Genomic DNA, 23,374 nt, shown 5'->3' with positions numbered 1-23,374 from the left:
GCTCAGCCCACCATGCCCTCGATGGCGTGGACGGCGTTGTTGCAATAGCCCTTCGGGTTCCAGGCGCCCTTGCCGAGAGGCTGGCGGTTGCCGGCCTCGTCCGTGGCGCGCGCCATAAGCCGCACAGGACCCGGCCGCGCAGGCAGCAGCAGGGCTCTGAAGCGCCGCCAGGAGAAGCGGTCGCGCGCCGGATCGAGGCTGGCCTCGATCCAGCTTCCGCCGCCATCCGGCGAGACCTCGACCGTCGCCAGCGGGACATGCCCGCTCCATGCGAAGCCACGCAGCTCCAGCCGCTCGCCGGGCCTTGCCGCGAAGCCGTCGAGCGGGCTGGTGATCAGCGACTTGACGGGCATGTCGGTGATGACCTTGCCGTCGATGCGGTAATCCATCCCCGTCATCTTGGCGCCGTCGTGCTCGCGGTCGCGCAGCCAGATGCGCGAGAGCCATTTCTGCCAGGCTGCGCCAGGATAGCCCGGAGCCACGATGCGCAGCGGGCCGCCATGGAGCGCCGGCAAGGGCTGATCGTTCATGGCGAAGGCGATCAGGGTCTCGTCCGCGAGGGCCTTGGCGATGGGCAGGCCGCGGGACAGCGCGGCTTTCCCGGGCGCGCCCAACTGGCGATCGGGGCTTTCATGGGCGCTGTAGATGGCCGAGGGCCGGACGCCAGCCTCGCGCAGCACGTCGCCGAGCCTGACGCCTGTCCAGCGCGCGCAGCCCACCGCGCCGCGTCGCCATTGCAGCCCGTCAGCCGCCGGTGCGAGCAGGGCTCGGCCATTGCCGGCGCATTCGAGCACTGCCGTCACCGTGTGATGGGCGAAGCGCTGCTTCAAGGCGCCAAGGTCGAGCGCAAGCGGGCGCTCCACTTCGCCGTCGATCGCAAGAGGCCATGCATCGCGCGCCGCTTCTTCGAACTGCGGCAGGTCGCCATTGTTGCGGACGAAGAAATCGCACGCCGACGTGATCTCCGCATCAAGCCGCGCCACGGGCGTCTCGCCGTTCAACGCCTTGTCCTCGAGGACCAGCAGGCCCGGCTTGAGCCGCGCGAGCAGGTCACGCGCGCCGTCAAGATCAAGAGTTGTTTTCGTCAACGCGCCGCCTCCGCCGCAGTCGGCACCATGAACGCCCGAGAAAAACGGCGCAAGCGTGGTTGCGGAAGGCGGAGCCGGGCTCAGTCCTTGCCGGCGGCGACCTCGTCACGCAGGGCGCGGCGCAGCACCTTTCCGACAGTTGTCTTCGGCAGGGCTTCGCGGAAGGCGATGTGCTTTGGCACCTTGTAGCCGGTCATCTGTTCCTTGCAGTAGGCGCGGATCTCGTCGATGGAGGCGCTCTGGCCGGGCTTGAGCACGATGTAGGCCGCGACTGCCTCGCCGGAATTGCCATCCGGCAGGCCGATCACAGCCGACTCGAGCACTTTCGGGTGTCCCGCCAGAACATCCTCGACCTCGTTGGGATAGACGTTGAAGCCTGAGACCAGGACCATGTCCTTCATCCGGTCCACGACCTTCAGGGAGCCATCGGGATTGAGCACACCGATGTCGCCCGAGCGGAAATAGCCATCGGCCGTCATGGCCCTGGCGGTCTCGTCGGCGCGGTTCCAGTAACCGCGCATGACCTGTGGCCCCTTGATGCAGATCTCGCCCGGTTCGCCGATCGCCACTTCCTTGCCGTCGAGATCACGTATCGAGATGTCTGTCGAGGGAACGGGGAAGCCGATCGTGCCGGTGAACTCGGTGATATCGGCCCGGTTGCAGCAGGCCACCGGCGATGTCTCCGACAGGCCGTAGCCTTCCACGAGCGGCACGCCGGTGGTCTCCTTCCAGCGCTTCGCAACCGCCGCCTGCGTGGCCATGCCGCCGGAGACGGCGAAGCGCAGGTTGGCGAAGTCGACCGACCTGAATTCGGCGTGGTTCAGGAGGGCGTTGTAGAGTGTGTTGACGCCCGACATCATGGTGAAGCGCGTGCTTTTCAGCGTCTTGACGAAGCCGTCAATGTCGCGCGGGTTGGCGATGAGCAGGCACTTGGCCCCCACCCGCATCATATAGAGGCAGCAGCAGGTCAAGGCGAGGATATGGTAGAGCGGCAGCGCAGTGACCATGACATGCTGATAGTCCGGCGGGTCGCCTGGCCGGTAGAAGGACCAGTCGAGCCATGCCTGGCATTGCAGCACATTGGCGTGGACATTGCGGTGGGTGAGGGTGGCGCCCTTGGCGACCCCGGTCGTGCCGCCCGTGTATTGCAGGAAAGCGATGTCCTCAGGCGCGACGCTCACGCCTTGCGGCTTCGCCGAGCCCGTGATGGCGCCGGAGAAGGCGCTGGCGGCGGGGATCGAGAAGGGCTTCACCGCCTTCTTCACCCTGCGTGAGACGAAATTGACGATATGGCCCTTGAGGCCCATCAGGTCGCCCGGCGTCGCGATGAAGATCGCGTCGAGACGGGCATTGGCGAGGCTGGCTTCAAGGACGTGGGCGAAGTTCTCGATGACGACGATCGCCCTGGCGCCGGAATCGTTGAGCTGGTGAGTCAATTCCCGTTCTGTGTAGAGCGGGTTGACGTTCACCACCGTGAAGCCGCCAAGCAGCACGCCGCAGAGCGCCACCGGATAGGCGAGGATGTTCGGAAGCATGAGCGCAACCCTGTCGCCCTTCTTCAGGCCCCGCGCCTGCAAGGTGGCGGCGAAGGCGTTGGCGGCGCGGAAAAGCTCGGCGAAGGTGATGCTCTTGCCGAAGCTCTCGAAGGCCGCCCGGTTGCCATAGACGGCCGCCGCTTCCGCGATCAGCGCGGCGAGCGAGCTGACCTCGGCCATGTCGATCTCGGCCGGAACCTTCTCGGGGTAGTTGCGCAGCCAGGGGCGCGCGCTCGCATGCATCGTCATGCCGGGGCTTCCTCCACATCATCCATGAGGGCGCTTCTGGCGGCGGCCATTGTTCATATGTAAACAGATAAACCACCGGATCAAACGGCGCGCAAGTGTGGAATAGGGCCGCCTTCCCTTCACAGGCAAGTCCAGAGTGTCGGGTTCAGGCCGCGGCCTGCGCCAGGACGATCCTCATTCGAAATTGAACTTGAAGCTGGCCGTGGTGGCGTTGAAGCCTCTGAAGCCGAGGAGCCTTTCTCCGGGCACGCAATTGCCGCCCGTCTGCACGCGCTCCACCGCCTGCCGCGGCACGCAGAAGGTCTTCTCGACGCGCGCCTTTGCCGGCCAGAACTCGCGCCCGCCTTCCTTCTCCGCGAAGTAATAGATGATGCCGCTGCGGTAGGAACCCGACGAGGCGCACTGGCCGGGGTTGCGGGGCTTCCAGGCGCTGAGCATCCAGCGGCTGGTGCGCGCCTCCTGATAGACAAGCGCGATGTAGATGGTCGCGCCGGTATTGTTGCAGAGGGTCACATTGGTCCTGGCGCCGCTCTGCGCCTGGGCATGGGCCAGTCCCGCGCCCATGATGGGCAGAAACACGGCAGCCAGCCCCAGCATCGCGGCGGATGCAGCCGCGCGGGCAGATTTGTCGAACATGTCAGCCCCCCTGCCGTATAGCGGCGGAGGAACCATCGTCAGCGGCGCGGAGCCTGTCAATGCGGGGACTTGCGGACCGGCCGGGAGCGGAGCTTCAATCGACATCCGCAATGCGCGGGCGCGGCGTCAGGACCACGCAGAAATGCCCCAGCGCATCGCCGCCCAGCACGAAATGATAGGCCGCGAAGTGGCGCATCAGCTCGGTTTCATAAAGCGGCACCGCATCGACATGACAAATCAGGAACTTGGGTGCGGCCACGATGTCCTCGCGGTCGATCACGCACATCAGGCGCATCTCCGGATGGGCGACGAGCCAGCGTTCGACGGTGGTGACAAGAAACGGATAACCCGGATGGAGCATGTCATCGAGGCAGATCAGGCCCCTGGGATGCATAACGGCGCGGGCAAGCTCCAGATCGCGCGCCAGCGGCTCGGGCGAGTGATCGCCATCGATGTGGAAGAAGCGCACGAGACCGGCGCCCAGCCTCTCGCGCAGCGCGTCCACGCCAAGCGCGCCTGAATCCGCCTTCCACACTGTCAGTTGCTCATCCGTGACGCCCCAGCGCTTGCAGTTGTCAATGAAGATGTCGTGAGTGGCCGGGCTCGGCCAATCGAACAGGTCGATGCCGAGGGCGACTTCTCCCGGCTCGAGCGCCAGCGCCATGGCGATGAAGTAACGGCCCTGAAAGGTGCCTATCTCGGCGAAGTGGCCTTCCACGCCATGGGCCGCCTGATGCTTCAGGCACCAGGCGCTGATCGCCGCCGCAAAGCGCGAGGACATGCCGCGCACCGTCGTGTAGCCCGTCCGGAGATAGTGGTCTGTGGCCGGGTGGCCGGAAACGATGTCGGTCACGTGGGCATTATCCTCAAGGGGTTCCGGGCGTCCAAATCAGGCTGTCGCAGAGTGCAAGGCTCGAGTCACGCGCCTTGCACGGTTCGAGTTCCCGCGGGGCAGCTTGTGTCGAAAAAGCCGCCTTGATTGAGCGTTAGGCAGGGTGGTCAGCACGTGGTACCTTCGAGGCTCAAGACAATGATGCCGATGCAGTCTATCTGCCGTGCGATGGCTTTCGCAATGCGAGCCTGCGGCCCCGAAAGTCCTTCGCCTTGACCGCTTTCATGCCCGAGCATATCGAATCGGCGAGTACGCTCGCCGTGATCGCCGCATCGAATGAGCCGCTTCTGTTCCTGACTGGCGAGCAGAAGGTGATCGCAGCCAGCGCTTCATTCTGCCGAGCTTTTCAGATCGATCCTGCCACCGTGTCCGGCCGTGCGCTTGCGGAGCTGGGGGAGGGGGAGTGGAATCTGCCCCGGCTCAGGTCGCTGCTCAATGCAACGGCGTCCGGCAGCGCCATGATCGAAGCGTATGAAATGAACCTCGTCCGCAAGGATCGGCCCCAGCTGTGCCTGCTCTTGAATGCCACCAGACTGGATGACGGCACCAAGGATCACACCCGCCTGCTGCTGGCGATCACCGACATCACGGTGGCGAGGGAGGAATCCCGCCAGAAGGATCAGCTCATCCGGGAGAAGGCGGTCCTTCTGTGCGAAGTCCAGCACAGGGTCGCCAACAGCCTCCAGATCATCGCAAGCGTTCTGATGCAGAGCGCGCGAATGGTGCAGTCAGCGGAGGCGAAGGTTCACCTGCAGGACGCGCATCATCGCGTGATGTCGATCGCGGCCGTCCAGCGCCACCTGGCCATCACGCCGGTGGGGGACGTGCCCCTGCGGCCCTATCTCAGCCAGTTGTGCGAAAGCCTGGCGGCATCGATGATCCACGATCAGAAACAGTTGTCGATCGTCACCAGCGTGGACGAATGCACCGTCACCGCCAATGTCTCGGTGAGCCTCGGCTTGATCGTCACGGAACTCGTCATCAATGCCCTCAAGCACGGCTTTCCAGACCGCCGGCCGGGCAGCATCCAGGTCGCCTATCGCGTGAACGGCACGCATTGGGTTCTCTCGGTCACCGATGACGGTGTCGGGATGCCTGAGGGCGCGTCAGCCAAGCCCGGGCTGGGGACGGGCATTGTGGAAGCCCTCGCCGGACAACTGGATGCAACCATCGCCATCACCGATGCACGTCCCGGCGTCCGCGTTGCGCTCACCCATGGTTGAGTCGAGGGGAGCGCTTGCTGTTGCAGCCTGGTTGGCTGAACGGTCCCCCTACGATCGGTGTTCACGCATTGACCAACGTCAGCAGGAGCCAATGCTCTCAGGCAAGACCGTCATTCTGGTGGTGGAAGACCATTCGATCATCCGCATGTGCGCTGTCGAATTGATCAAGGAAGCCGGTTTCGAGGCGCTTGAAGCCCGTTGTGCTGATGAAGCCATCAGCATTCTCGAGTCGCGGATGGACGTGAAGCTCGTATTCACCGACGTCGAGATGCCCGGCACGATGGATGGCCTCAAGCTGGCCCATTACATCCGCAATCGCTGGCCTCCCATCAAGATACTCGCTGCTTCGGGCAGGACGATCATACACGAAAACCAGTTTCCGGAGGGAGCACGGTTTTTCGCGAAGCCTTATGAGGACCGTTCGATTGTCGCGGCCATCATCGATCTGCTTGGAGTTCCCAACATCTGCGCCGCATCAGGATTTGTGGAAGACGAAGAAGGCGCCGGCTGAGATGAGGCTGAAGCCCACCAGATGGTTCCAGCCCAGCGGCTCCTTGAGGTAGGCCCAGGAGAATGCCGCGAAGACGCTCAAGGTGATCACCTCCTGCATCGTCTTGAGCTGGGCGGCGCTGTAGACCTGATGGCCGATGCGGTTGGCGGGGACGGCCAGCATGTATTCGGGCAGGGCGATCATCCAGGAAGCAAGGATCACCAGCGCCAGCGAAGCCGTCTTGTACCTGAGGTGCCCATACCAGGCGAAGGTCATGAAGATGTTCGAGGCGAACAGCAGGGCGACCGGGGCAAGGTGCGGCATCGAGAACGTCGGCATGGAGGGCTGGCGCCATTGCTGGAGGGGGTGACGCAGCGTATCGGTTGTGCAGGGCAGCGCAACGGTTTCGCGCGGCGAATGGGGAGATCAGGTGAGACAGGCGCTCTGGGCTTTCGGCTTCATCGGGCTTCTGGCAGTTGGCGGGCTGGCCCTCGCCATCATCCGCGGCGACGAGAGCTTCGGCATCGGGCGGCTTTGGGAGCGCATTGCCGGGCCGGCGGATCTCGGCCCGATCGACTTTGCTTCGATCCGCCGCAGCGCCAGCGGCAATGACGCGCTGTTCTGTCCGGCCGGACTGTGCGGAAGTGCGCCTGTCGATGGCATCGCTCCTGTCTTTGCGGCGCCGATCCGCCAGTTGCGGCAGGCGGTGCAGCTCATACAGGTTAACAGCCCCGATGTGGAGCCGGTGTTTCGCCAGCCGGATGGGCTGGATGAACGCTATGTGGCGCGCACCGCCCTCATGCGGTTCCCGGACACCATCAATGTCCGCTACATCGATCTCGGCAATGGGCGCTCGACGATTGCGCTGCATTCGCGCAGCCAGATCGGGCGCAAGGATTTCGGGGTCAACAAGGCGCGGCTTGAAAGCTGGATCAAGCTGCTGGGCGAAACGCTGCCGGTGGCGCGCGACTGAAAACAGCCTTGCCCGCGATCGCGATGTCCCTCAGCCGTGGCGCAGCTTCATCACAATCACGATCATCACCAGCGGGAAGGTGAAGAGGTTCGACAGGATGACCGGCCAGCTTCCCAGCGCGATGCCGTAGGTCATCCACAAGGTGATGCCGAGCGCGAAGAAGGCCTGCGTCACCAGCGATATGGCGCGCGTGTCCCTGGTGCGGATGGTGCGGACAGTCTGCGGCAGCCAACAGAGCGTAGTGCACAGGGCGGCGATGTAGCCGACGATTTCGATCTGCGCAGGGGTCATTGAGAGTCCAGATTCGGGGCTTGCCGCCGGCATAGCGCAAAGCCCGGCCGGGCGCGAGGGCGCTTGCGGAGCGGGGGCGCGCTCCTGTATCGGCTTGGTCCATGACAAGCGGGGACGACGCCATCGCCATTGCGGCGCTTTACCGTTTCGCGAGGCTCGACGAGCCTCAGCGGCTGGTCATGCCGCTTCAGGCGGCCTGCGAGGCGGAAGGCATACGCGGCACGCTGCTCGTCGCGGGGGAGGGCATCAACGGCACGATTGCCGGCGAGGCGCAGGCTCTGGGCCGCGCGGTGGACGCTATCGGCCGGCTGACGGGCATCAGCGATTTCGAGATCAAGCACTCTTGCGCCCGGGCCATGCCGTTCCAGCGCATGAAGGTCAAGCTCAAGCGCGAGATCGTCACCATCGGGGATGACGCGGTCAATCCGCTTGAAGCGGTGGGAGCCTGTGTCGAGCCGCAGGACTGGAATGCGCTGATCTCCGACCCCGACGTGATCGTGATCGACGTGCGCAATGATTACGAGCACAGGATCGGCACCTTCAGGGGCGCGCTGGACCCCGCAACGGCCTCGTTCCGTGATTTTCCCGCCTTCGTGCGAGAGACCCTGGCCGACGCCAAGGACAAGACCATCGCCATGTTCTGCACCGGCGGCATCCGCTGCGAGAAGGCCAGCGCCTTCATGCTGCGCGAGGGCTTCGGCAACGTGCTCCATCTCAAGGGCGGCATCCTGCGCTATCTCGCCGAGCAGCCGGAAGAGGACAGCCTCTGGGAAGGCGGCTGCTTCGTCTTCGATGAGCGCATCGCGGTCGGCCATGGCGTGACGCCCGATCCGCGCTACGGGCTATGCCATGGCTGCCGCAGACCGTTGACGGCCGATGACTGCACCGATCCCGCCCATGAGCCGGGTGTGGCCTGCCGCCATTGCGCGGGAACGATGAGCGCGGCGCAGCGGCAGGCGGCGCGCGAGCGCAACCGCCAGATGAAGCTCGCCGCGGCGCGGGGCGCAGCGCATATCGGCCCTCAGGCCCAGGCTCAGGCCCCAAGGCCGGCGCAAGCCGGACGACAGGACGATCACGATCCGGTTGTCGCCCCGCCCCCGACGGATTGACGACACGGGTTCCCGGCATAGGTGCTGGTGGTCGTTTCGGAGATGCTTGATATGCGCCTACATCATCGCCTTTTCGCCTGCCTCGCTCCTGCCGTGCTCGCGGCCGCGTTGGCAGGCCCCGCCGCCGCGCAGGCCCCATCAGGGCAGCGGGTCGAAAGCTCCGCCGGCCCGATCCAGGTCGAGACCGTGGCGCGGGGGCTGGAGAATCCATGGGGCCTCGCCTTCCTGCCCGACGGCCGGATGCTTGTGACCGAGCGGCCTGGCCGTTTGAGGATCGTCAGCGCGACCGGCCAGCTCTCGCAGCCGCTTGGCGGGCTGCCGCGCATCGCCGCGCGCGGCCAGGGCGGCCTTCTCGACGTCGCGCTCGACCCGAACTTCGGCGAGAACCGCATGGTCTATCTGTCTTTCGCGGCGCCGGGCGAGGGCGGCGGCGCGGCGACTGCCGTGGCGCGCGGGCGCCTCAACGCCGCCAGCACGGCGCTGGAGGGCACGAACGTGATCTTCCAGCAGCAGCCGGCCGGCAACACTGGGCGGCATTTCGGCTCGCGGCTCGTGTTCGGACGCGACGGCAACCTGTTCGTCACCACGGGCGACAGGGGCAACATGGAGATGCGCGCGCAGGACCCGGCCGGGCATATCGGCAAGGTTTTGCGCCTGCGGCCCGACGGCTCTGTGCCGGCTGACAATCCTTTCGTGAACCAGGCAGGAACGCGGCCTGAAATCTGGTCGTCGGGGCACCGCAACGCGCAAGGCGCGGCGCTTCATCCGCAGAGCGGCGCGTTGTGGACCATAGAGCACGGCGCGCGCGGCGGCGATGAGATCAACATCGTGCGCAAGGGGCTCAATTATGGCTGGCCGGTCATCACCTACGGGGTCGACTATTCGGGCGCCCGGATCGGCGAGGGGCAGGCCAGGCCGGGCCTCGAGCAGCCGATCCATTACTGGGACCCCTCGATCGCCCCGTCTGGCGCCGTGTTCTACACCGGCAATCGCTATCGCGGCTGGACGGGCAGCCTGTTCACCGGCGGGCTGGCCAGCCAGATGCTGCTGCGCATCAGTGTCGATGGCGAGAAGGTCATGTCGCAGGAGCGCCTGCTGCAGGGCCTCAACGAGCGCATCCGCGACGTGCGGCAGGGTCCGGACGGGCTGCTCTACCTGTTGACCGACAACTCCGATGGCAGGGTGCTGAGGCTCAGGCCCGCCAGTTGAGCGGGCCGGCCGCCCTCGACAAAGCCTGTGCGATGCTGTATCGCCCGCGCTCAACTCACAACAGCGTTCCCGAAACGCCTGCGCACAAGCGCAAAATCTGGAGATAGACGATGAACATCATCGAGCAGCTCAATCAGGAGCAGGTCGCCAAGCTCAGCGATGGCAAGACCATTCCCGCATTCCAGCCCGGCGACACCGTGCAGGTGAACGTCAAGGTCCGCGAAGGCGACCGCACCCGCGTGCAGGCCTATGAAGGCGTCTGCATCGCCCGCAATGGCGGCGGCCTCGACCAGTTCTTCACCGTCCGCAAGATTTCCTACGGCGAAGGCGTGGAGCGCGTGTTCCCGCTCTATTCGCCCTCGATCGACTCCATAAAGGTGATCCGCAAGGGCAAGGTGCGCCGCGCCAAGCTCTATTACCTGCGCGATCGCCGCGGCAAGTCGGCCCGCATCGCCGAGCGCGTCGAGCCCCGCAAGGAAGCCGCCAAGAGCTGAGCTTTCCGGCCGCCAGGCCCCTCGCCCTGTTTCCATCGGGACGCCGCCTCAAAGGGCGGCGTTTTGTTTGGGCCTTGCCTTCCGGCCTCGGTTGGGGGCTGCCGCAGCGCCATCACGTCCGCTTGATCGACGCTTGCCAGCGCGCGGGGCCGCATTACGCTGGCGGCCAACAGCAGGACGTCGCCATGCCGCCGATCACCCAGGATATTGTCGATCTGTACGACCGCTTCACGCATGGGGCGCTGTCCCGGCGCGATTTCATGGAGCGTCTGGCGGGCATCGCCGGGAGCGCGGCCGCTGCGGTGGCCATCCTGCCGCTGCTGCAGAACAATTATGCCGTGGCCCAGACCGTGGCCGAGAATGATCCGCGGCTTGCCGTCTCAACCTTTCATTACGAGATCGGCGATGCGGTGATGCAGGGGCATCTGGCCGCGCCGGCCGGCGAGGGCCGCCGGCCCGGCATCCTGGTGATCCACGAGAATCGCGGCCTCAACCCGCATATCCGTGACGTGACGCGCCGTTTCGCGCTCGAGGGCTTCATCGCGCTGGGCGTCGATGTGCTGACGCCCGAGGGCGGCACGCCAGCCGACGAGGACAAGGCGCGCGAGATGATCGGGCAGGTGCCGCCGGACCGCGCGGCGGCGCGGCTGGCCGCCGGTGTCGCCGCGCTCTCGCGCGCGCAGGGGTGCAACGGCAGGGTCGGCACGGTCGGTTATTGCTGGGGCGGGGGCATGGTCAACCGCATCGCGGTTCTCAACCCGCCCGGCCTGGCGGCAGGCGTCGCCTATTATGGCGTACAGGTGCCGGCCGAGCAGGTGGAGCGCATCCGGACCCCGCTGATGCTGCATTATGCCGGCAATGACGAGCGCATCAACGCCGGCATCCCCGCCTACAAGGCGGCGCTGGAGTGGGCGAGGAAGGAATTCGAGATCCACATCTATGAAGGCGCGCAGCACGCCTTCAACAACGACACCAATGCCGCGCGTTACGACAAGGCGGTGGCTGACCTGGCGCTGTCACGCACGCTGGCTTTTTTCAGGAAGCATCTGGTGTAAATAGTCGCCAGCTTCACGATTCTGGTCAGTTTTGAGAGATTTAACGCCCTTGTGAGACTGATGATTTCATCGACACGAGGCGATCATGAGGTTTTCGACTGGAACTAATCGACGAATGACGCGTGAGAATTGGATTGTCGTCATCGCGAGCGTAGCGAAGCGATCCAGGGCGTCGCGCACCGAAGATGGATTGCTTCGCTGCGCTCGCAATGACAGCAGCTCACCTCAAGCTGGAGCAGAAGCGCTGGATTCGCTGGCAGGCATCCTCCAGCTTGGCGTCGGAGGTCGCATCGGCTGTCGCTTCGTGCATGCGTGTTACGGCGGCGCGCTGCCCGACGTTAGCCATCCCTTGGTAAGGCATGCTCCTGGAAGCGCGACGCTGATCGGTTCCGGGCCTGGCTACGCCGCGCGGGAATGTTGCGTGAGAATTGGATTGTCGTCATCGCGAGCGTAGCGAAGCGATCCAGGGCGTCGTGCACCGAAGATGGATTGCTTCGCTGCGCTCGCAATGACAGCAGCTCACCTCAAGCTGGAGCAGAAGCGCTGGATTCGCTGGCAGGCATCCTCCAGCTTGGCGTCGGAGGTCGCATCGGCTGTCGCTTCGTGCATGCGTGTTACGGCGGCGCGCTGCCCGACGTTAGCCATCCCTTGGTAAGGCATGCTCCTGGAAGCGCTACGTTGATCGGTTCCGGGCCTGGCTACGCCGCGCGGGAATGTTGCGTGAGAATTGGATTGTCGTCATCGCGAGCGTAGCGAAGCGATCCAGGGCGTCGCGCACCGAAGATGGATTGCTTCGCTGCGCTCGCAATGACAGCAGCTCACCTCAAGCTGGAGCAGAAGCGCTGGATTCGCTGGCAGGCATCCTCCAGCTTGGCGTCGGAGGTCGCATCGGCTGTCGCTTCGTGCATGCGTGTTACGGCGGCGCGCTGCCCGACGTTAGCCATCCCTTGGTAAGGCATGCTCCTGGAAGCGCGACGCTGATCGGTTCCGGGCCTGGCTACGCCGCGCGGGAATGTTGCGTGAGAATTGGATTGTCGTCATCGCGAGCGTAGCGAAGCGATCCAGGGCGTCGTGCACCGAAGATGGATTGCTTCGCTGCGCTCGCAATGACAGCAGCTCACCTCAAGCTGGAGCAGAAGCGCTGGATTCGCTGGCAGGCATCCTCCAGCTTGGCGTCGGAGGTCGCATACGAGATGCGGAAGTTGGGGCCAAGGCCGAAAGATGAGCCGTGGACGGCCGCCACGGCTTCGGTTTCGAGCAGGGCCTGCACGAAATCGTCGTCGGTGGCGATGACCTTGCCCTCCGGCGTCTTCTTGCCGATCAGCTCGGCGACGGACGGATAAACGTAGAAGGCGCCTTCCGGCACCGGGCATTTCAGGCCCTTGGTCTGGTTCAGCATCGAGACAACGAGGTCGCGGCGACGCTCGAAGGCGGCCCTGAACACCGGCAGGTGCTCCTGTGTGCCGTCCAGCGCTTCCACCGCCGCCCACTGGCTGATGGCGCTGGTGCCGGAGGTCTGCTGGCCCTGCACCATGTCCATGGCATTCATCAGATGCTGCGGGCCTGCCGCGTAGCCGATGCGCCAGCCGGTCATGGCATAGGCTTTCGACACGCCGTTCATGGTCAGCGTGCGGTCATAGAGATTGGGCTCGACCTCGGCGGGCGTGCAGAACTTGAAGTCGCCATAGGTGAGGTGCTCGTACATGTCGTCGGTGAGGGTCCAGACATGCGGATGCTTCATCAGGACATCGGTCAGCGCCTTCATCTCGGCCCAGCTATAGGCCGCGCCCGAGGGGTTGGAGGGCGAGTTGAGGATCACCCACTTCGTCTTCGGCGTGATGGCGCGCTCGAGATCCTGGGGCTGGAGCTTGAAGTCGGTTTCCTGCTTCGCCTCGACGAAGACCGGGGTGCCGCCGCACAGCGCCACCATCTCGGGGTAGCTCACCCAGTAGGGCGCCACGCAGATCACCTCGTCGCCCGGGTTCAGCGTGGCAAGCAGGGCGTTGTAGATCACATGCTTGCCGCCCGTGGACACGATGGTCTGCGAGGCCTTGTAGTCGAGATTGTTCTCGCGCTTGAACTTGCGGGCCACCGCCTCGCGCAGCGGCTGGATGCCGGAGACGGGCGTGTACTTTGTCTCGCCCCGGCGGATGGCGTCGATGGCGGCGTTCTTGATGTTGTCGGGCGTGTCGAAATCAGGCTCGCCGACCGAAAGCGAAATCACGTCCCGGCCGGCCGCCTTGAGGTCCCGCGCCTTCTGCGTGATGACGATGGTCGCGGAAGGCTTCACGCGCTTCAGCGCGTCGGCGAGAAAGGCCATGGCTCGGGCTCCGGTTGGAACGCGCGCCGGACGGCGCGCGGGTCAACCGTTTAGTCGCCTCGCCGCGTGGCCGCAAGCGCATCAAGCGGCGGGCTCCCTGCTTTCCGGCTATGGCCGGCGGCGCGCTTGCGTCAGTGCATGTGTGCGGCCGGCGCGCGGGCGCCGATCGGCGCCACCGTGAAGGCGACCTCCACCGTGCCGGCCTTCTCGAAGACAAGCGTGCCACGCACGGGCTGCCCTTCGCGCAGCTGGGCCTTGAGGTCCATGAACATCACATGCAGCCCGCCGGGCTTGAGCTCCACTTTCGCGCCAGGTGCGATCTCGAGGCCGGCGGCGAGCTGGCGCATGGTCATGACGCCCTCGTTCACGGCCATCTCGTGCACCTCGAAGCGGCCTGCGAGGGCAAGGCTCCCGCCGATGAGCCTGTCAGGCGCCGTGCCCGTGTTGGTGATGCTCATGTAGCCGCCGGCAACTTTGGCGCCGGCCGGCGTTGCGCGGGTCCAGGGCGCCTCGATCAGCAGCGAGCCGATGCGGACGGAGCTGGAGGCTGCTGGAGCGGGCACGGCGCTGTGTGCGCCATGGTTGTGTTGCGCCTTGATGATCGCGGCGTCGGCATGAGCCTCACGGGCCTGCAGCGTGGCGGGAACGCCAAGAAGAGCCGCGCCAAAGGCGGCGGCGAAGGAGAAACGGAACATGATGTGAGCCTTTTGATCTGATGAAGCGGAAATGCGCGGATCAGAGCAGGTTTGGCGGACCTCTGGGCGCGGGCGGTGCAGGAACGGCCCGCACTTTCCCGGGTGCAAACGGCGGCGGCCCCTCCGCAACAAGGCGGCGCAGCAACCGCACAGGCAGCGCAGGCCCCGGTTGCAAAAGCGCCGTCTGCGTTGTCGCTGCAAAGGTGCAATGCTCGATGCATGCCATTCCGGAGCCCAGCGGGTCAGATGGCAGGGAGCCGGTTTCAGGCTCCGCCGGGTCATGCGTGAGGCAAAGAACGTGGGGATCAGACAGCCGAAAGGCATTCGAATGGGCCGCAGACGCCATCGCGCCGACAAGTCCGGACAGGACAAGGGCATAAGCCAGCGCCACCGTGATGATGGCGCGCAAACCAGAAGGACGCGTCAGCTTCCCAAACATGATTGCGAGCTAGCCACAAGGAAGCGGCAGGTCAATCCGCCACGTTGCCGCGAGATGGACCGCGTCGGCGACGCCTGCCGAATCTTCGCCGCCATGCTAACGACAGTCCATGACGCAATTCTCGCCCCAGCAGGATGCCGCCCTTGCCGCCGTCGCGCGCTGGCTGAAATCGCGGCCCGGCCAGAATGGCCATCCCCAGGTCTTCCGCCTGTTCGGCTATGCCGGCACGGGCAAGACCACGCTGGCGCGGCACCTGGCTGAGGCTGTCGACGGCAAGGTGAGCTATGCCGCCTTCACCGGCAAGGCCGCGCTCGTGCTGCGATCGAAGGGCTGCGAGGGCGCTGGCACGATCCATTCGCTGATCTACCGCTCGCGCGGCGAGAACGAGGAAGCGCCGACTTTCGTGCTCAACCCGGACGGCGCGGCCTCCAAGGCCAAGCTTATCGTCATCGATGAATGCTCCATGGTGGATGAGGAACTGGGGCGCGATCTTCTGTCCTTCGGCGTGCCGGTGCTGGTGCTGGGCGATCCGGCGCAGTTGCCGCCGGTGAAGGGAGGGGGCTTCTTCACCGAAGCCGAACCCGACGCCATGCTGACCGAAATCCATCGCCAGGAGGCGGATGATCCGATCGTGCATCTGGCCAGAAGCGTGCGCGAGGGCGGGCGGCTTTCGGTGGGCGACTATGGGCTCAGCCGCGTCATCCGGCGGGCGGATGTGGAGCGGGATGCCGTGCTGACCGCCGATCAGGTGCTGGTCGGCCTCAACAAGACGCGTCGCGCCTACAATGGCCGCATCCGCGAACTGCTCGGGCGCAACTCGAAGCTGCCGGTGGTGGGCGACAAGCTCGTGTGCCTGCGCAATGACCGGCAGAAGGGGCTTCTCAATGGTGGGCTCTGGACCGTGGCGGAGATGCGCGCCTCCAAATCCCAGCTCGTGACCATGCGCGTGACGCCCGAGGAGGAGGCCGCCGGCAAGGCGGTGAAGGTCTCGGTGTTCCCGAACTATTTCGAGGGCACCGAGGACACGCTGCCATTCGAGCTGCGCCGTCATGGCGACGAGTTCGACTATGGCTATGCGCTCACCGTCCACAAGGCGCAGGGCTCGCAATGGGACAATGTCTATCTGTTCGACGAGTCCTACGCCTTCCGTGAGCACCGGGCGCGCTGGCTCTACACTGCTCTCACCCGTGCGGCGAAGCGCGTGACGGTCGTGGTCTAGCAGGGGCGGCGCCTCCTGCCCCTGCCTCAGATTCGCGGGGACGCCCGGCCGATGGCGAGGATGGGCCCGGTGGGCCTTCCGATCGGTGAGCCGCCCGCCGGTTCGAGCGTGATCTCGAACAGCTGGTCAGGGCCGAGAGGCAGGTTGTCGAGCCTCAGCCGGGTGGAGGACATGGCGGCCAGCAGGCCGACAGAGCGAGGCCCGACCTGCCGGTCCCACAAGGTCCAGACTTCCAGCACCTTGCCGGCGGGCACGGTGAAGGCGGCGAGCGGCACAAGCTCCGTGCGGCCATCGGCGAAGGCGTTGACGATGGCGGCTGTGCGGTTGTCCTGCGTCTTCAGGATGGCCACGAGCACGGGCGCGGACCTGGCCTGCTGGAGCTGCGAGCCCAGCCCCATGGCGATGACGAGCGCGGCCGCCGCGGCGACCATGCCGCCGATCCGCCAGAACATGAGGCTGTTCCAGATCATGCCGAAAAGGCGGCGACGCGCATCGGCAGCGGCTTCCCCGCTCGATATGGGCAGGCGTCCTGCCTCGCGCAGCGCAGCTGCGCGGGAGGTTTCCAGCGAAGGCTCGTCCGCATGAGCCGCATCTTCGAGACGCTTCGCTTCGATGCGGCTCCAGAGGTCGGCCGGCAAGGTGGCCATGGGCGTTGTCCTGTCGAAGCCCGAGAGATGCCGGCGCCAGCGTTCCACTTCAGCCGCGAAGGCCGGGTCAGCGGCGGCGCGTTCGGCAGCGCGGGCGCTGTCCGGTCCGTCCAGCATGCCGAGAGCATGTTCGGCGGCCAGCGCCTGGAGTTCGGGGGGCAGGGTAGCGTCGGTCAATGCAGGCACTCCCGGAGCGTCAGCAGGCTGCGGCGCAGCCAGGATTCGATGATGCCGAGCGGGATGCCGAGGCGCCCCGCAAGCTCGCCATGGCTGCCGGCCTCCATCCGGCAGGCAGTCTGAACCACTTCGCGCCTGATCTGGAAATTCCTGCGCTTCACATCAGCGGGCCGTTGGCATCAGTAGATCGTCTGCTTCAGCCGCTCGGGATAGGCGGCATCATAGGCCTCGCCGTCGAACTCGCCGTTGCTGATGGCGTTCAGCATGGTCCCGACCGATGGCAGACTGCCGCGCGGGATCTGGCTTGCGGGATCCCATAGCTTTGCGCGCACAAGCGCCTTCTGGCACTGGGTGTAGATCTCCCTGACCGTGACGACGATGACGCAGGCGGGAAGCTTGCCATCCATGGCGAAGCTCTCGCGCAAGGCGAGGTCCGTCTGCAAATGCGCCTCGCCGTTGACGCGCATCGTCTCGCCGATGCCAGGCGTCATGAACAGCAGCGCCACGCGCGGATCGCGCACGATGTTGCGCAGCGAGTCGACACGGTTGTTGCCGCGCCGGTCCGGGATCATCAACGTGTTGCGGTCGTGAATCCTGACGAAGCCTGCCGGGTCGCCCCGTGGGGAGCAGTCGAGCCCCTCGGGTCCTGCCGTGGCGAGGATGACGAAGGGCGCGGCCTTGATGAACAGGCCATAATGCTCGGATACATGATCCAGAACCTTGAGCCTGGCGGGCGGTGGAACGTCGCCGTAGATCGACTCGAGTTCTGCGATGCTCTCGATCCTGCCAGTCATCGCATGGTCCTTCTCATGCGGCCGGGCGGCGTTCCAGCTCACGCCGGAGCTTCATGATCTCGGCGCTTTCGTCAACGGCAACATCAGCCCATGTCACGCTCTGATGCGCGGCCACGTCCCGCAGGAGGCGGACGCCGTGGGCAAGGCCGATGGGCACAACGCCCGCGGCGCGGCTGTCGGCGGCACGCATGACCTTGCCATAGACGGTGTAGCCTCCCTCGCCGTCCAGCATCTCGCCCGCCTTCAGCGCGCGTTTGGCGGTGGCCGCCACGTCCCCGCGCCACTCGCGGGTCGAGCCTGTCGCCTCGCCACGCAGCGCCGCATTGAGCACCGAGATGGACAGTTCGAGCCCGATGAGGTGGAAAGGCTTGTACATGGAGGCATAAAGGCCCGTCTGGTCCGTCGGCAGCCCGTACTGGCGGAAGCAGGCGGCGGCATAGGCGTTGGGCGCCTTCAGGACCACATAAACGCCCCAGCGCAGATCGCGGAATACCGGGCGGCCGTCACGCTCCAGCGACGACACGACCTCGACCATGCCGTCATGCTCGAGTTGGCCGCCGACAGCGCGGGGCCGCAGCACATGCGCGAGGTCATCGACGCCGCAGGGCGGAAACAGGAGGCCGCCAGAGGGAACGTCAAGCCCGCAGGCATTGGCGATAGCCGCCATCTCGATGGCCGACTTGGTGCCATCGAGGAAGGAATTGAACATTTGCGGGTTCATGCCGGCCGCCTTCGCGGCGTCCGGCGTCATGCCATAATGGCTCCAGACATCGTCCGGCGTGACGTGATGATAGGCGGGCAGGTATTTCGTGCCCTTGCCGGCAGCGGCGACTGTGAAGCCGGCGCTGCGCGCCCAGTCCACCATCTCCGCCACCAGGGCGGGCTGGTCGCCATAGGCCATGGAGTAGACCACGCCGCTGTCGCGTGCCTTCGCCGCCAGCACGGGCCCGACAAGGACATCCGCCTCGACATTGACCATCACGACATGACGGCCGGCCGTGATCGCGGCGAGCGCATGGCGCGCGCCGGCGGCCGGGTGGCCGGTCGCCTCGATCACGACCTCGACGCCATCTGCGGTCGCTGCATCGACGCCAGAGCTGACGAAGCGGACCGCGCCGATCAGGGCTTCGTTCCAACCCACCGTGCGGCAGGCGGCGCGGGCCCGATCCGGATCGAGATCGGCGATGACCGCAACCTCCAGCCCGGCGATTGTCGGGACCTGGGACAGGAACATCGAGCCGAACTTGCCGGCCCCGATCAGGGCGCAGCGCACCGGACGCCCCGCCTCCCGGCGCGCCGCCAGCAGCGATTGCAGGTTCACCGCGTCACTCGACCGGCTTGATGTTCGCTGCCGCGATCACGTCGCGCAGCACTGTGATTTCCTGGGCGTGATAGGGGCGGAAAGCCGCCGGATCGCGCACGTTCATGGTGAAGCCGGTCCGCAGGATCGCTTCACGCGCGGAGTTGCCGTTGAGGATGGTCACGATCTCCTGCGAGAGGCGGGACAGCGCCGGGACCGGCGTGGCGGCAGGCGCGAAGAAGGCGGCCCAGCTGTCGGCATCGGCATTGGCAATGCCCTGCTCGCGCAGGGTCGGCACGTTCGGAACGGCCATGTTGCGGGCGGGCGAGGCCAGCGCGATGGCGCGCAGATCGCCCGACTGGATCTGGCCAAGGACGGAGGGCAAGGTCGAGTTGGCGATGTCGATGCGCCCGCCCATCAGTTCCTGCACAAGCGGCGCGGCGCCACGGAAGGGCACATGCGTCATCTGCGTGCCGGTGCGGGTCATGAACAGTTCGGTGAACAGATGCGAGCCCGAGCCGACGCCGGTCGATCCATAGTTGAGCTTGCCTGGGTCCTTCTTCGCGAGCGCAACAAGTTCGGGAATGTCCTTGGCCGGCAGGTCCTTCCTCACCACGAAGACATGCTCGAATGAGCCGACCCCGGCGAGGGGCGCGAAATCCTTTTGCGGATCATAGCCCGGCTCGCGCAGCAGGAACTGGTTCGAGCCATGCGTCTGGTTGTTGCCGAAGATGATGAGGTGGCCGTCGGCATCGCCCCTCGCGACCGAACGTGTGCCGATGGCGCCCGAAGCGCCGGCCCGGTTGTCGACCACCACGCTCACCTTGAGGATGGCTTCAAGCTCCTTGGCCACGATGCGGCCGATGGCGTCGGTGGGGCCGCCCGCAGGGTAGGGCACGACCATGGTGATGGTGCGGGACGGCGACCAAGCGCCTTGAGCCCTGGCCAGAGCGGGTGCGGCGACGGCGCCTGCGATGAGGCCAAGCGAGCGGCGACGGGTGATGACAGTCATGTATTCCTCCGGGGCGGGTCTGGCATCGGGTGGCCAGTTGTCGCCTCTCATATCCCGGCTTGCAGGGCCGCGCCAGCGGGTGGCGAGCGCCAGGCGTGGGCAAGCCTCCCTGATTCGTGATCCGCTGCTGGCTGCGCCTGCGTAACCGCTTGCGCTCGCCGCGCGTATGATGGGACAAAGGCGCGCGCGACGGAGAAGACCATGCTCATCAGGACGATACGAAGCTGGGAGATGCCGGAGGCGCAGGCCACGCCGGAGGCCGTGTTCATGAACCGCCGGGCCTTGATGGCCGCCGGGCTCGGGGCCGCCGGCCTGATCGCGGCAAGCGGCGGCGCCGAGGCGCAATGGCTTGGCTCCGGCGCGCCCAGCCTGGCCCGCGTGCCGGACCCGACCGATGATCTGTATCCGGCTCGGCGCAACGAGGCCTTCACGCTCGACCGGCCGCTGACGCCGGAGATCACGGCCGCAGGCTACAATAACTATTACGAGTTCGGCGCCTCCAAGAACATCTGGAAGCAGGCCGAGGCCAAGAAGACCCGTCCCTGGACCGTGACGGTCGACGGCCTTGTCGAGAAGCCGTTCGAGATCGGGGTGGATGACCTCATTCGCCGCATGTCGCTGGAAGAGCGGCTCTACCGCTTTCGCTGCGTGGAGGGCTGGTCGATGGCCGTGCCGTGGACAGGCTTCACGCTTCGCTCCTTCCTCGATCTCGCCAAGCCGACCTCGGCCGCGAAGTACGTGAGGTTCGAGACCTTCAAGAACCCGCAGATGGCGCCCGGCCAGCGCCAGGGCTGGTATCCCTGGCCGTATTCGGAGGGCATAACCATCGCAGAGGCGGCCAATGAGTTGCCGCTGCTGGTCACCGGCGTCTATGGCAAGCCCCTGCGCAACCAGTTCGGCGCGCCGATCCGTTTGATCCTGCCGTGGAAATACGGCTTCAAGTCCGCCAAGGCGATCACCCGCATCAGCTTCCTTGCCGAGCGGCCGAAGAGCTTCTGGGAGCAGCTGCAGCCTGCCGAATACGGCTTCTGGGCGAATGTGAACCCTGCCGTTCCCCATCCGCGCTGGAGCCAGGCGGACGAGCAGGTCATCGGCACCCAGCAGCGCGTGCCCACCCTGCTGCACAACGGCTATGCCGAGCAGGTCGCCGACCTCTACAAGGGGCTTGAAGGCGAGCGGCTTTATCTGTGAGTCCCGTGAGACAAAAGAAAGCCCGGCTCCTGTCGGAACCGGGCTTCGAAGTCATGTCCGATCAGAAGACCAGACACTCCAGAGGGACGGATCAAGCGGGCATCGACACCGGGAGGAGGAAGCGGACGCCCTGAGCTCGATCACCGGATCGATATGCTGGGCATCCGGGTTTTTTGCAATGCAACAAAGTGCAGGTTTGTTATGCGTCTGGCGCACGATAAAGCAGGATGGGAGCCAACATCAGCCTCAGCCGCCCGCTCAAGGCATGGATGTGCCGTAGAGTTCCGTTTTTGATCCACAAAATGCCTTGAGCTCAGCGGCGTTCGTCAGAAGGTCCAGCGCTGGGCACGCTGGATGAGGAAGTCGCGGAAGGCCTGCACGCGCGCCACCGACTTCATTTCCTCGGGGTAGACCAGATAGCTGTCCAGCGCCGGCATCTCGACCTCGCGAAGGACCTGAACAAGGCTCGAGCCCTGCTCCACCAGATAATCGGGCAGCACGGCGATGCCGGCCCCATGCTCCACCGCGTTGCGCAGGGCAGCGATGTTGTTGACGAGCAGATGCGGCGTGCGCGGGTTGCGCGGATCGCGCCCGGCCGTGCCGAGCCAGTGCACTGACAGAAGATAGGACGGCGACTGCCCGCCGAAGGACAGCAGCCGGTGGTTGTCGAGGTCCTCGAGCGACTTCGGTTCGCCATAGCGCTTGATGTAGGCGGGGGCGGCGTAGCAGTGGAAGTGAACCGTGAAGAGCTTGCGCTGGATGAGGTCGGGCTGCTGCGGCTGGCGCAGGCGAATGGCGATGTCCGCCTGCCGCATCGACAGATCCAGTTCCTCGTCGGTGAGGATCAACTCAACCCTGACGTCGGGATAGTTGTCCAGGAAATCGCCGAGGCGCGGCGCCAGCCAGCGGCTCCCGAGGCCCACCGTGGTCGTGACTTTCAATTCCCCTGATGGGTGCTCGCGCGTTTCGGTCAGCTGCGCCTTGGTCTTTTCCAGCCGCTGGGTCATGTCGCGGGCGGCGCGCCAGAGCAGTTCGCCCTGCTCGGTGAGGATCAGGCCGCGGGTGTGACGGTGAAACAGAGGCGCGCGGACCTCGCGCTCCAGCGCGCTGATCTGCCGGCTCACGGCCGACTGGCTCAGGCCCAGCGTGTCGCCCGCCTTGGTGAAGGAGCCGGACTCCGCCACGGTGTAAAAAATGCGGATGCGGTCCCAGTCCATTGAAAGTGTCCACCCTGCACGGCAATTATGCGTTTTCTGCATGGTGCGGTGGAAATGTGCGGTGCGTCAAGCTTATGCTTGGTAGGTCATGCATGAATTCGCGTGATCAATCCGATCACTTTCCGCGCGATCGTATTCAGGCGGCCGCCGTGCGCTCCGATTCACGTGCCGCCAGCCACTTCTCGCTCTCGAGCGCGGCCATGCAGCCCATGCCGGCAGCGGTCACCGCCTGCCGCCAGGTGTCGTCGGCGACATCGCCGGCCGCGAACACGCCGGGGATGTTGGTGGCTGTGGAGTTGGGCTCGACGATGAGGTAGCCGCTCTCCTTCATGGCCACCTGGCCCGTGAAGAGTTCGGTGGCTGGCTTGTGGCCGATCGCGATGAACACGCCATCAGCCTTCACATCGCCCAGCGCTCCGGTCTTCACATTCCTCAGCCGCACATGGGTCACGCCCGGCGTCGCGTCGCCGCCGGGCGGCACGCCGCAAATCTCGTCCACGGCGCTGTCCCAGACGACCTCGACGCGCGGGTGCTTGAGGAGCCTGTCCTGCAAGATCTTCTCGGCCTTGAGCGTGTCGCGCCGATGCACGAGCGTGACCTTGCTGGCGAGATTGGCGAGATAGAGGCTCTCCTCGACCGCAGAATTGCCGCCGCCGACCACCACGACCTCCTTGCCGCGGAAGAAGAAGCCGTCGCAGGTGGCGCAAGCCGAGACGCCGAGGCCCTGGAAGGACTGTTCAGAGGGTATGCCCAGCCACTTGGCCTGCGCGCCGGTGGCGATGATCAGCGCCTCGCACGAATAGGTTTCGCCGCCGTCGCCCCAGAGCCGGAAGGGATGGCTGTTCAGATCGACCCTGGCGATGTGGTCCGACACCATGCGCGTGCCGACATGCTCGGCCTGCTTCTTCATCTGCTCCATCAGCCAGGGGCCCTGGATGACATCGGCGAAGCCGGGGAAATTCTCGACATCGGTCGTGATCATCAACTGGCCGCCGGGCTGGAAGCCCGAGATCATCACCGGCTCGAGCAGGGCGCGCGCGGCATAGATCGCAGCCGTGTAGCCGGCGGGGCCGGAGCCGACGATCATCAGTTTGGCGTGGGTATGGGCCATGGCGCGGT

Annotated in this window: 23 protein-coding genes and 1 pseudogene; 9 read left to right on the top strand and 15 right to left on the bottom strand. The window is 65.7% G+C overall.

Translation table 11 applies throughout. The features are described from left to right. Nucleotides 1-2 precede the first annotated feature (2 nt). From HEQ16_15175 to HEQ16_15160, 4 genes are all read right to left on the bottom strand, one after another. Nucleotides 3-1,088 (bottom strand): sulfite oxidase, encoded by a 1,086-nt coding sequence (locus HEQ16_15175; protein MCO4055356.1) that lies wholly within the window; start codon nucleotides 1,086-1,088, stop codon nucleotides 3-5. Between the two features lie 80 nt (nucleotides 1,089-1,168). Then, nucleotides 1,169-2,872: an AMP-binding protein gene (locus HEQ16_15170; protein ID MCO4055355.1), complete on the bottom strand. Its 1,704-nt coding sequence runs from the start codon at nucleotides 2,870-2,872 to the stop codon at nucleotides 1,169-1,171. 174 nt (nucleotides 2,873-3,046) lie between these two features. Further along, the gene (locus HEQ16_15165) at nucleotides 3,047-3,508 is read right to left on the bottom strand and encodes a DUF1036 domain-containing protein (protein ID MCO4055354.1); all 462 of its coding nucleotides are present in this window, start codon (nucleotides 3,506-3,508) and stop codon (nucleotides 3,047-3,049) included. Between the two features lie 94 nt (nucleotides 3,509-3,602). Continuing rightward, nucleotides 3,603-4,361, bottom strand: a complete 759-nt coding sequence (locus tag HEQ16_15160; GenBank protein ID MCO4055353.1) for a class I SAM-dependent methyltransferase — start codon at nucleotides 4,359-4,361, stop codon at nucleotides 3,603-3,605. A 263-nt stretch (nucleotides 4,362-4,624) separates the two neighbouring features. Between HEQ16_15160 and HEQ16_15155 the strand changes: the two genes are divergently transcribed. Together HEQ16_15155 and HEQ16_15150 are read left to right on the top strand one after the other, a co-directional pair. Beyond that, nucleotides 4,625-5,623, top strand: coding sequence for a PAS domain-containing protein (locus tag HEQ16_15155; protein ID MCO4055352.1), 999 nt, complete (start codon nucleotides 4,625-4,627; stop codon nucleotides 5,621-5,623). 91 nt (nucleotides 5,624-5,714) lie between these two features. Beyond that, nucleotides 5,715-6,134, top strand: a complete 420-nt coding sequence (locus HEQ16_15150; protein ID MCO4055351.1) for a response regulator — start codon at nucleotides 5,715-5,717, stop codon at nucleotides 6,132-6,134. On the opposite strand, the gene HEQ16_15145 is transcribed toward HEQ16_15150, so the two are convergent. Further along, on the bottom strand, nucleotides 6,099-6,452 hold the full coding sequence (locus tag HEQ16_15145; protein MCO4055350.1) for a DMT family protein: 354 nt from the start codon (nucleotides 6,450-6,452) through the stop codon (nucleotides 6,099-6,101). The two genes, HEQ16_15150 and HEQ16_15145, sit on opposite strands and share 36 nt — an antisense overlap. 91 nt (nucleotides 6,453-6,543) lie before the next feature. Here HEQ16_15145 and HEQ16_15140 point away from each other — a divergent pair, with 91 nt between their 5' ends. Beyond that, nucleotides 6,544-7,086: a DUF1499 domain-containing protein gene (locus HEQ16_15140; GenBank protein MCO4055349.1), complete on the top strand. Its 543-nt coding sequence runs from the start codon at nucleotides 6,544-6,546 to the stop codon at nucleotides 7,084-7,086. 30 nt (nucleotides 7,087-7,116) lie between these two features. Here HEQ16_15140 and HEQ16_15135 read toward each other — a convergent pair whose 3' ends face one another. Then, nucleotides 7,117-7,410, bottom strand: a complete 294-nt coding sequence (locus HEQ16_15135; GenBank protein ID MCO4055348.1) for a SemiSWEET transporter — start codon at nucleotides 7,408-7,410, stop codon at nucleotides 7,117-7,119. 68 nt (nucleotides 7,411-7,478) lie between these two features. Between HEQ16_15135 and HEQ16_15130 the strand changes: the two genes are divergently transcribed. The 4 genes from HEQ16_15130 to HEQ16_15115 all read left to right on the top strand — a co-directional run bounded on the left by HEQ16_15130 (nucleotide 7,479) and on the right by HEQ16_15115 (nucleotide 11,244). After that, nucleotides 7,479-8,486 (top strand): rhodanese-related sulfurtransferase, encoded by a 1,008-nt coding sequence (locus HEQ16_15130; GenBank protein MCO4055347.1) that lies wholly within the window; start codon nucleotides 7,479-7,481, stop codon nucleotides 8,484-8,486. 51 nt (nucleotides 8,487-8,537) lie between these two features. Next, nucleotides 8,538-9,695, top strand: coding sequence for a PQQ-dependent sugar dehydrogenase (locus HEQ16_15125; GenBank protein MCO4055346.1), 1,158 nt, complete (start codon nucleotides 8,538-8,540; stop codon nucleotides 9,693-9,695). Nucleotides 9,696-9,805: 110 nt separating this feature from the next. Then, a complete protein-coding gene (gene rplS / locus HEQ16_15120; GenBank protein MCO4055345.1) occupies nucleotides 9,806-10,189 on the top strand; it encodes a 50S ribosomal protein L19 in 384 nt (127 codons plus the stop codon). A gap of 185 nt (nucleotides 10,190-10,374) precedes the next feature. Then, the gene (locus HEQ16_15115; GenBank protein MCO4055344.1) at nucleotides 10,375-11,244 is read left to right on the top strand and encodes a dienelactone hydrolase family protein; all 870 of its coding nucleotides are present in this window, start codon (nucleotides 10,375-10,377) and stop codon (nucleotides 11,242-11,244) included. A gap of 1,117 nt (nucleotides 11,245-12,361) precedes the next feature. Here HEQ16_15115 and HEQ16_15110 read toward each other — a convergent pair. Both HEQ16_15110 and HEQ16_15105 read right to left on the bottom strand, forming a co-directional pair. Continuing rightward, nucleotides 12,362-13,564 (bottom strand): pyridoxal phosphate-dependent aminotransferase, encoded by a 1,203-nt coding sequence (locus HEQ16_15110; GenBank protein MCO4055343.1) that lies wholly within the window; start codon nucleotides 13,562-13,564, stop codon nucleotides 12,362-12,364. A 131-nt stretch (nucleotides 13,565-13,695) separates the two neighbouring features. Then, on the bottom strand, nucleotides 13,696-14,583 hold the full coding sequence (locus tag HEQ16_15105; GenBank protein MCO4055342.1) for a copper chaperone PCu(A)C: 888 nt from the start codon (nucleotides 14,581-14,583) through the stop codon (nucleotides 13,696-13,698). Nucleotides 14,584-14,807: 224 nt separating this feature from the next. Here HEQ16_15105 and HEQ16_15100 point away from each other — a divergent pair, with 224 nt between their 5' ends. Continuing rightward, the gene (locus tag HEQ16_15100) at nucleotides 14,808-15,917 is read left to right on the top strand and encodes an AAA family ATPase (GenBank protein MCO4055341.1); all 1,110 of its coding nucleotides are present in this window, start codon (nucleotides 14,808-14,810) and stop codon (nucleotides 15,915-15,917) included. Between the two features lie 26 nt (nucleotides 15,918-15,943). Here HEQ16_15100 and HEQ16_15095 read toward each other — a convergent pair whose 3' ends face one another. From HEQ16_15095 to HEQ16_15075, 5 genes and pseudogenes are all read right to left on the bottom strand, one after another. Beyond that, nucleotides 15,944-16,726, bottom strand: a complete 783-nt coding sequence (locus HEQ16_15095) for a hypothetical protein (protein MCO4055340.1) — start codon at nucleotides 16,724-16,726, stop codon at nucleotides 15,944-15,946. An 11-nt stretch (nucleotides 16,727-16,737) separates the two neighbouring features. Then, nucleotides 16,738-16,836 (bottom strand): annotated as a pseudogene (locus HEQ16_15090) (RNA polymerase subunit sigma). 84 nt (nucleotides 16,837-16,920) lie between these two features. Further along, complete coding sequence (locus HEQ16_15085) at nucleotides 16,921-17,535, bottom strand: pyridoxamine 5'-phosphate oxidase family protein (protein MCO4055339.1); 615 nt, start codon at nucleotides 17,533-17,535, stop codon at nucleotides 16,921-16,923. 13 nt (nucleotides 17,536-17,548) lie between these two features. Continuing rightward, the gene (locus tag HEQ16_15080) at nucleotides 17,549-18,856 is read right to left on the bottom strand and encodes a flagellar biosynthesis protein FlgA (GenBank protein ID MCO4055338.1); all 1,308 of its coding nucleotides are present in this window, start codon (nucleotides 18,854-18,856) and stop codon (nucleotides 17,549-17,551) included. Nucleotides 18,857-18,860: 4 nt separating this feature from the next. Beyond that, nucleotides 18,861-19,847, bottom strand: coding sequence for a tripartite tricarboxylate transporter substrate binding protein (locus HEQ16_15075; GenBank protein ID MCO4055337.1), 987 nt, complete (start codon nucleotides 19,845-19,847; stop codon nucleotides 18,861-18,863). A 201-nt stretch (nucleotides 19,848-20,048) separates the two neighbouring features. Between HEQ16_15075 and msrP the strand changes: the two genes are divergently transcribed. Beyond that, entirely contained in the window at nucleotides 20,049-21,038 is a 990-nt protein-coding gene (gene msrP / locus HEQ16_15070; protein ID MCO4055336.1) for a protein-methionine-sulfoxide reductase catalytic subunit MsrP, read from the top strand. A 326-nt stretch (nucleotides 21,039-21,364) separates the two neighbouring features. Here msrP and HEQ16_15065 read toward each other — a convergent pair whose 3' ends face one another. Both HEQ16_15065 and trxB read right to left on the bottom strand, forming a co-directional pair. Continuing rightward, a complete protein-coding gene (locus tag HEQ16_15065; GenBank protein MCO4055335.1) occupies nucleotides 21,365-22,255 on the bottom strand; it encodes a LysR family transcriptional regulator in 891 nt (296 codons plus the stop codon). Between the two features lie 136 nt (nucleotides 22,256-22,391). After that, on the bottom strand, nucleotides 22,392-23,366 hold the full coding sequence (trxB, locus tag HEQ16_15060) for a thioredoxin-disulfide reductase (GenBank protein ID MCO4055334.1): 975 nt from the start codon (nucleotides 23,364-23,366) through the stop codon (nucleotides 22,392-22,394). Nucleotides 23,367-23,374 lie beyond the last annotated feature (8 nt).

The organism is Bosea sp. (in: a-proteobacteria) (assembly GCA_023910605.1).
Classification (GTDB): domain Bacteria; phylum Pseudomonadota; class Alphaproteobacteria; order Rhizobiales; family Beijerinckiaceae; genus Allobosea.
Note: the sequence above shows the minus strand (reverse complement) of the source record. Positions and strands in the feature narration are given on the sequence as shown.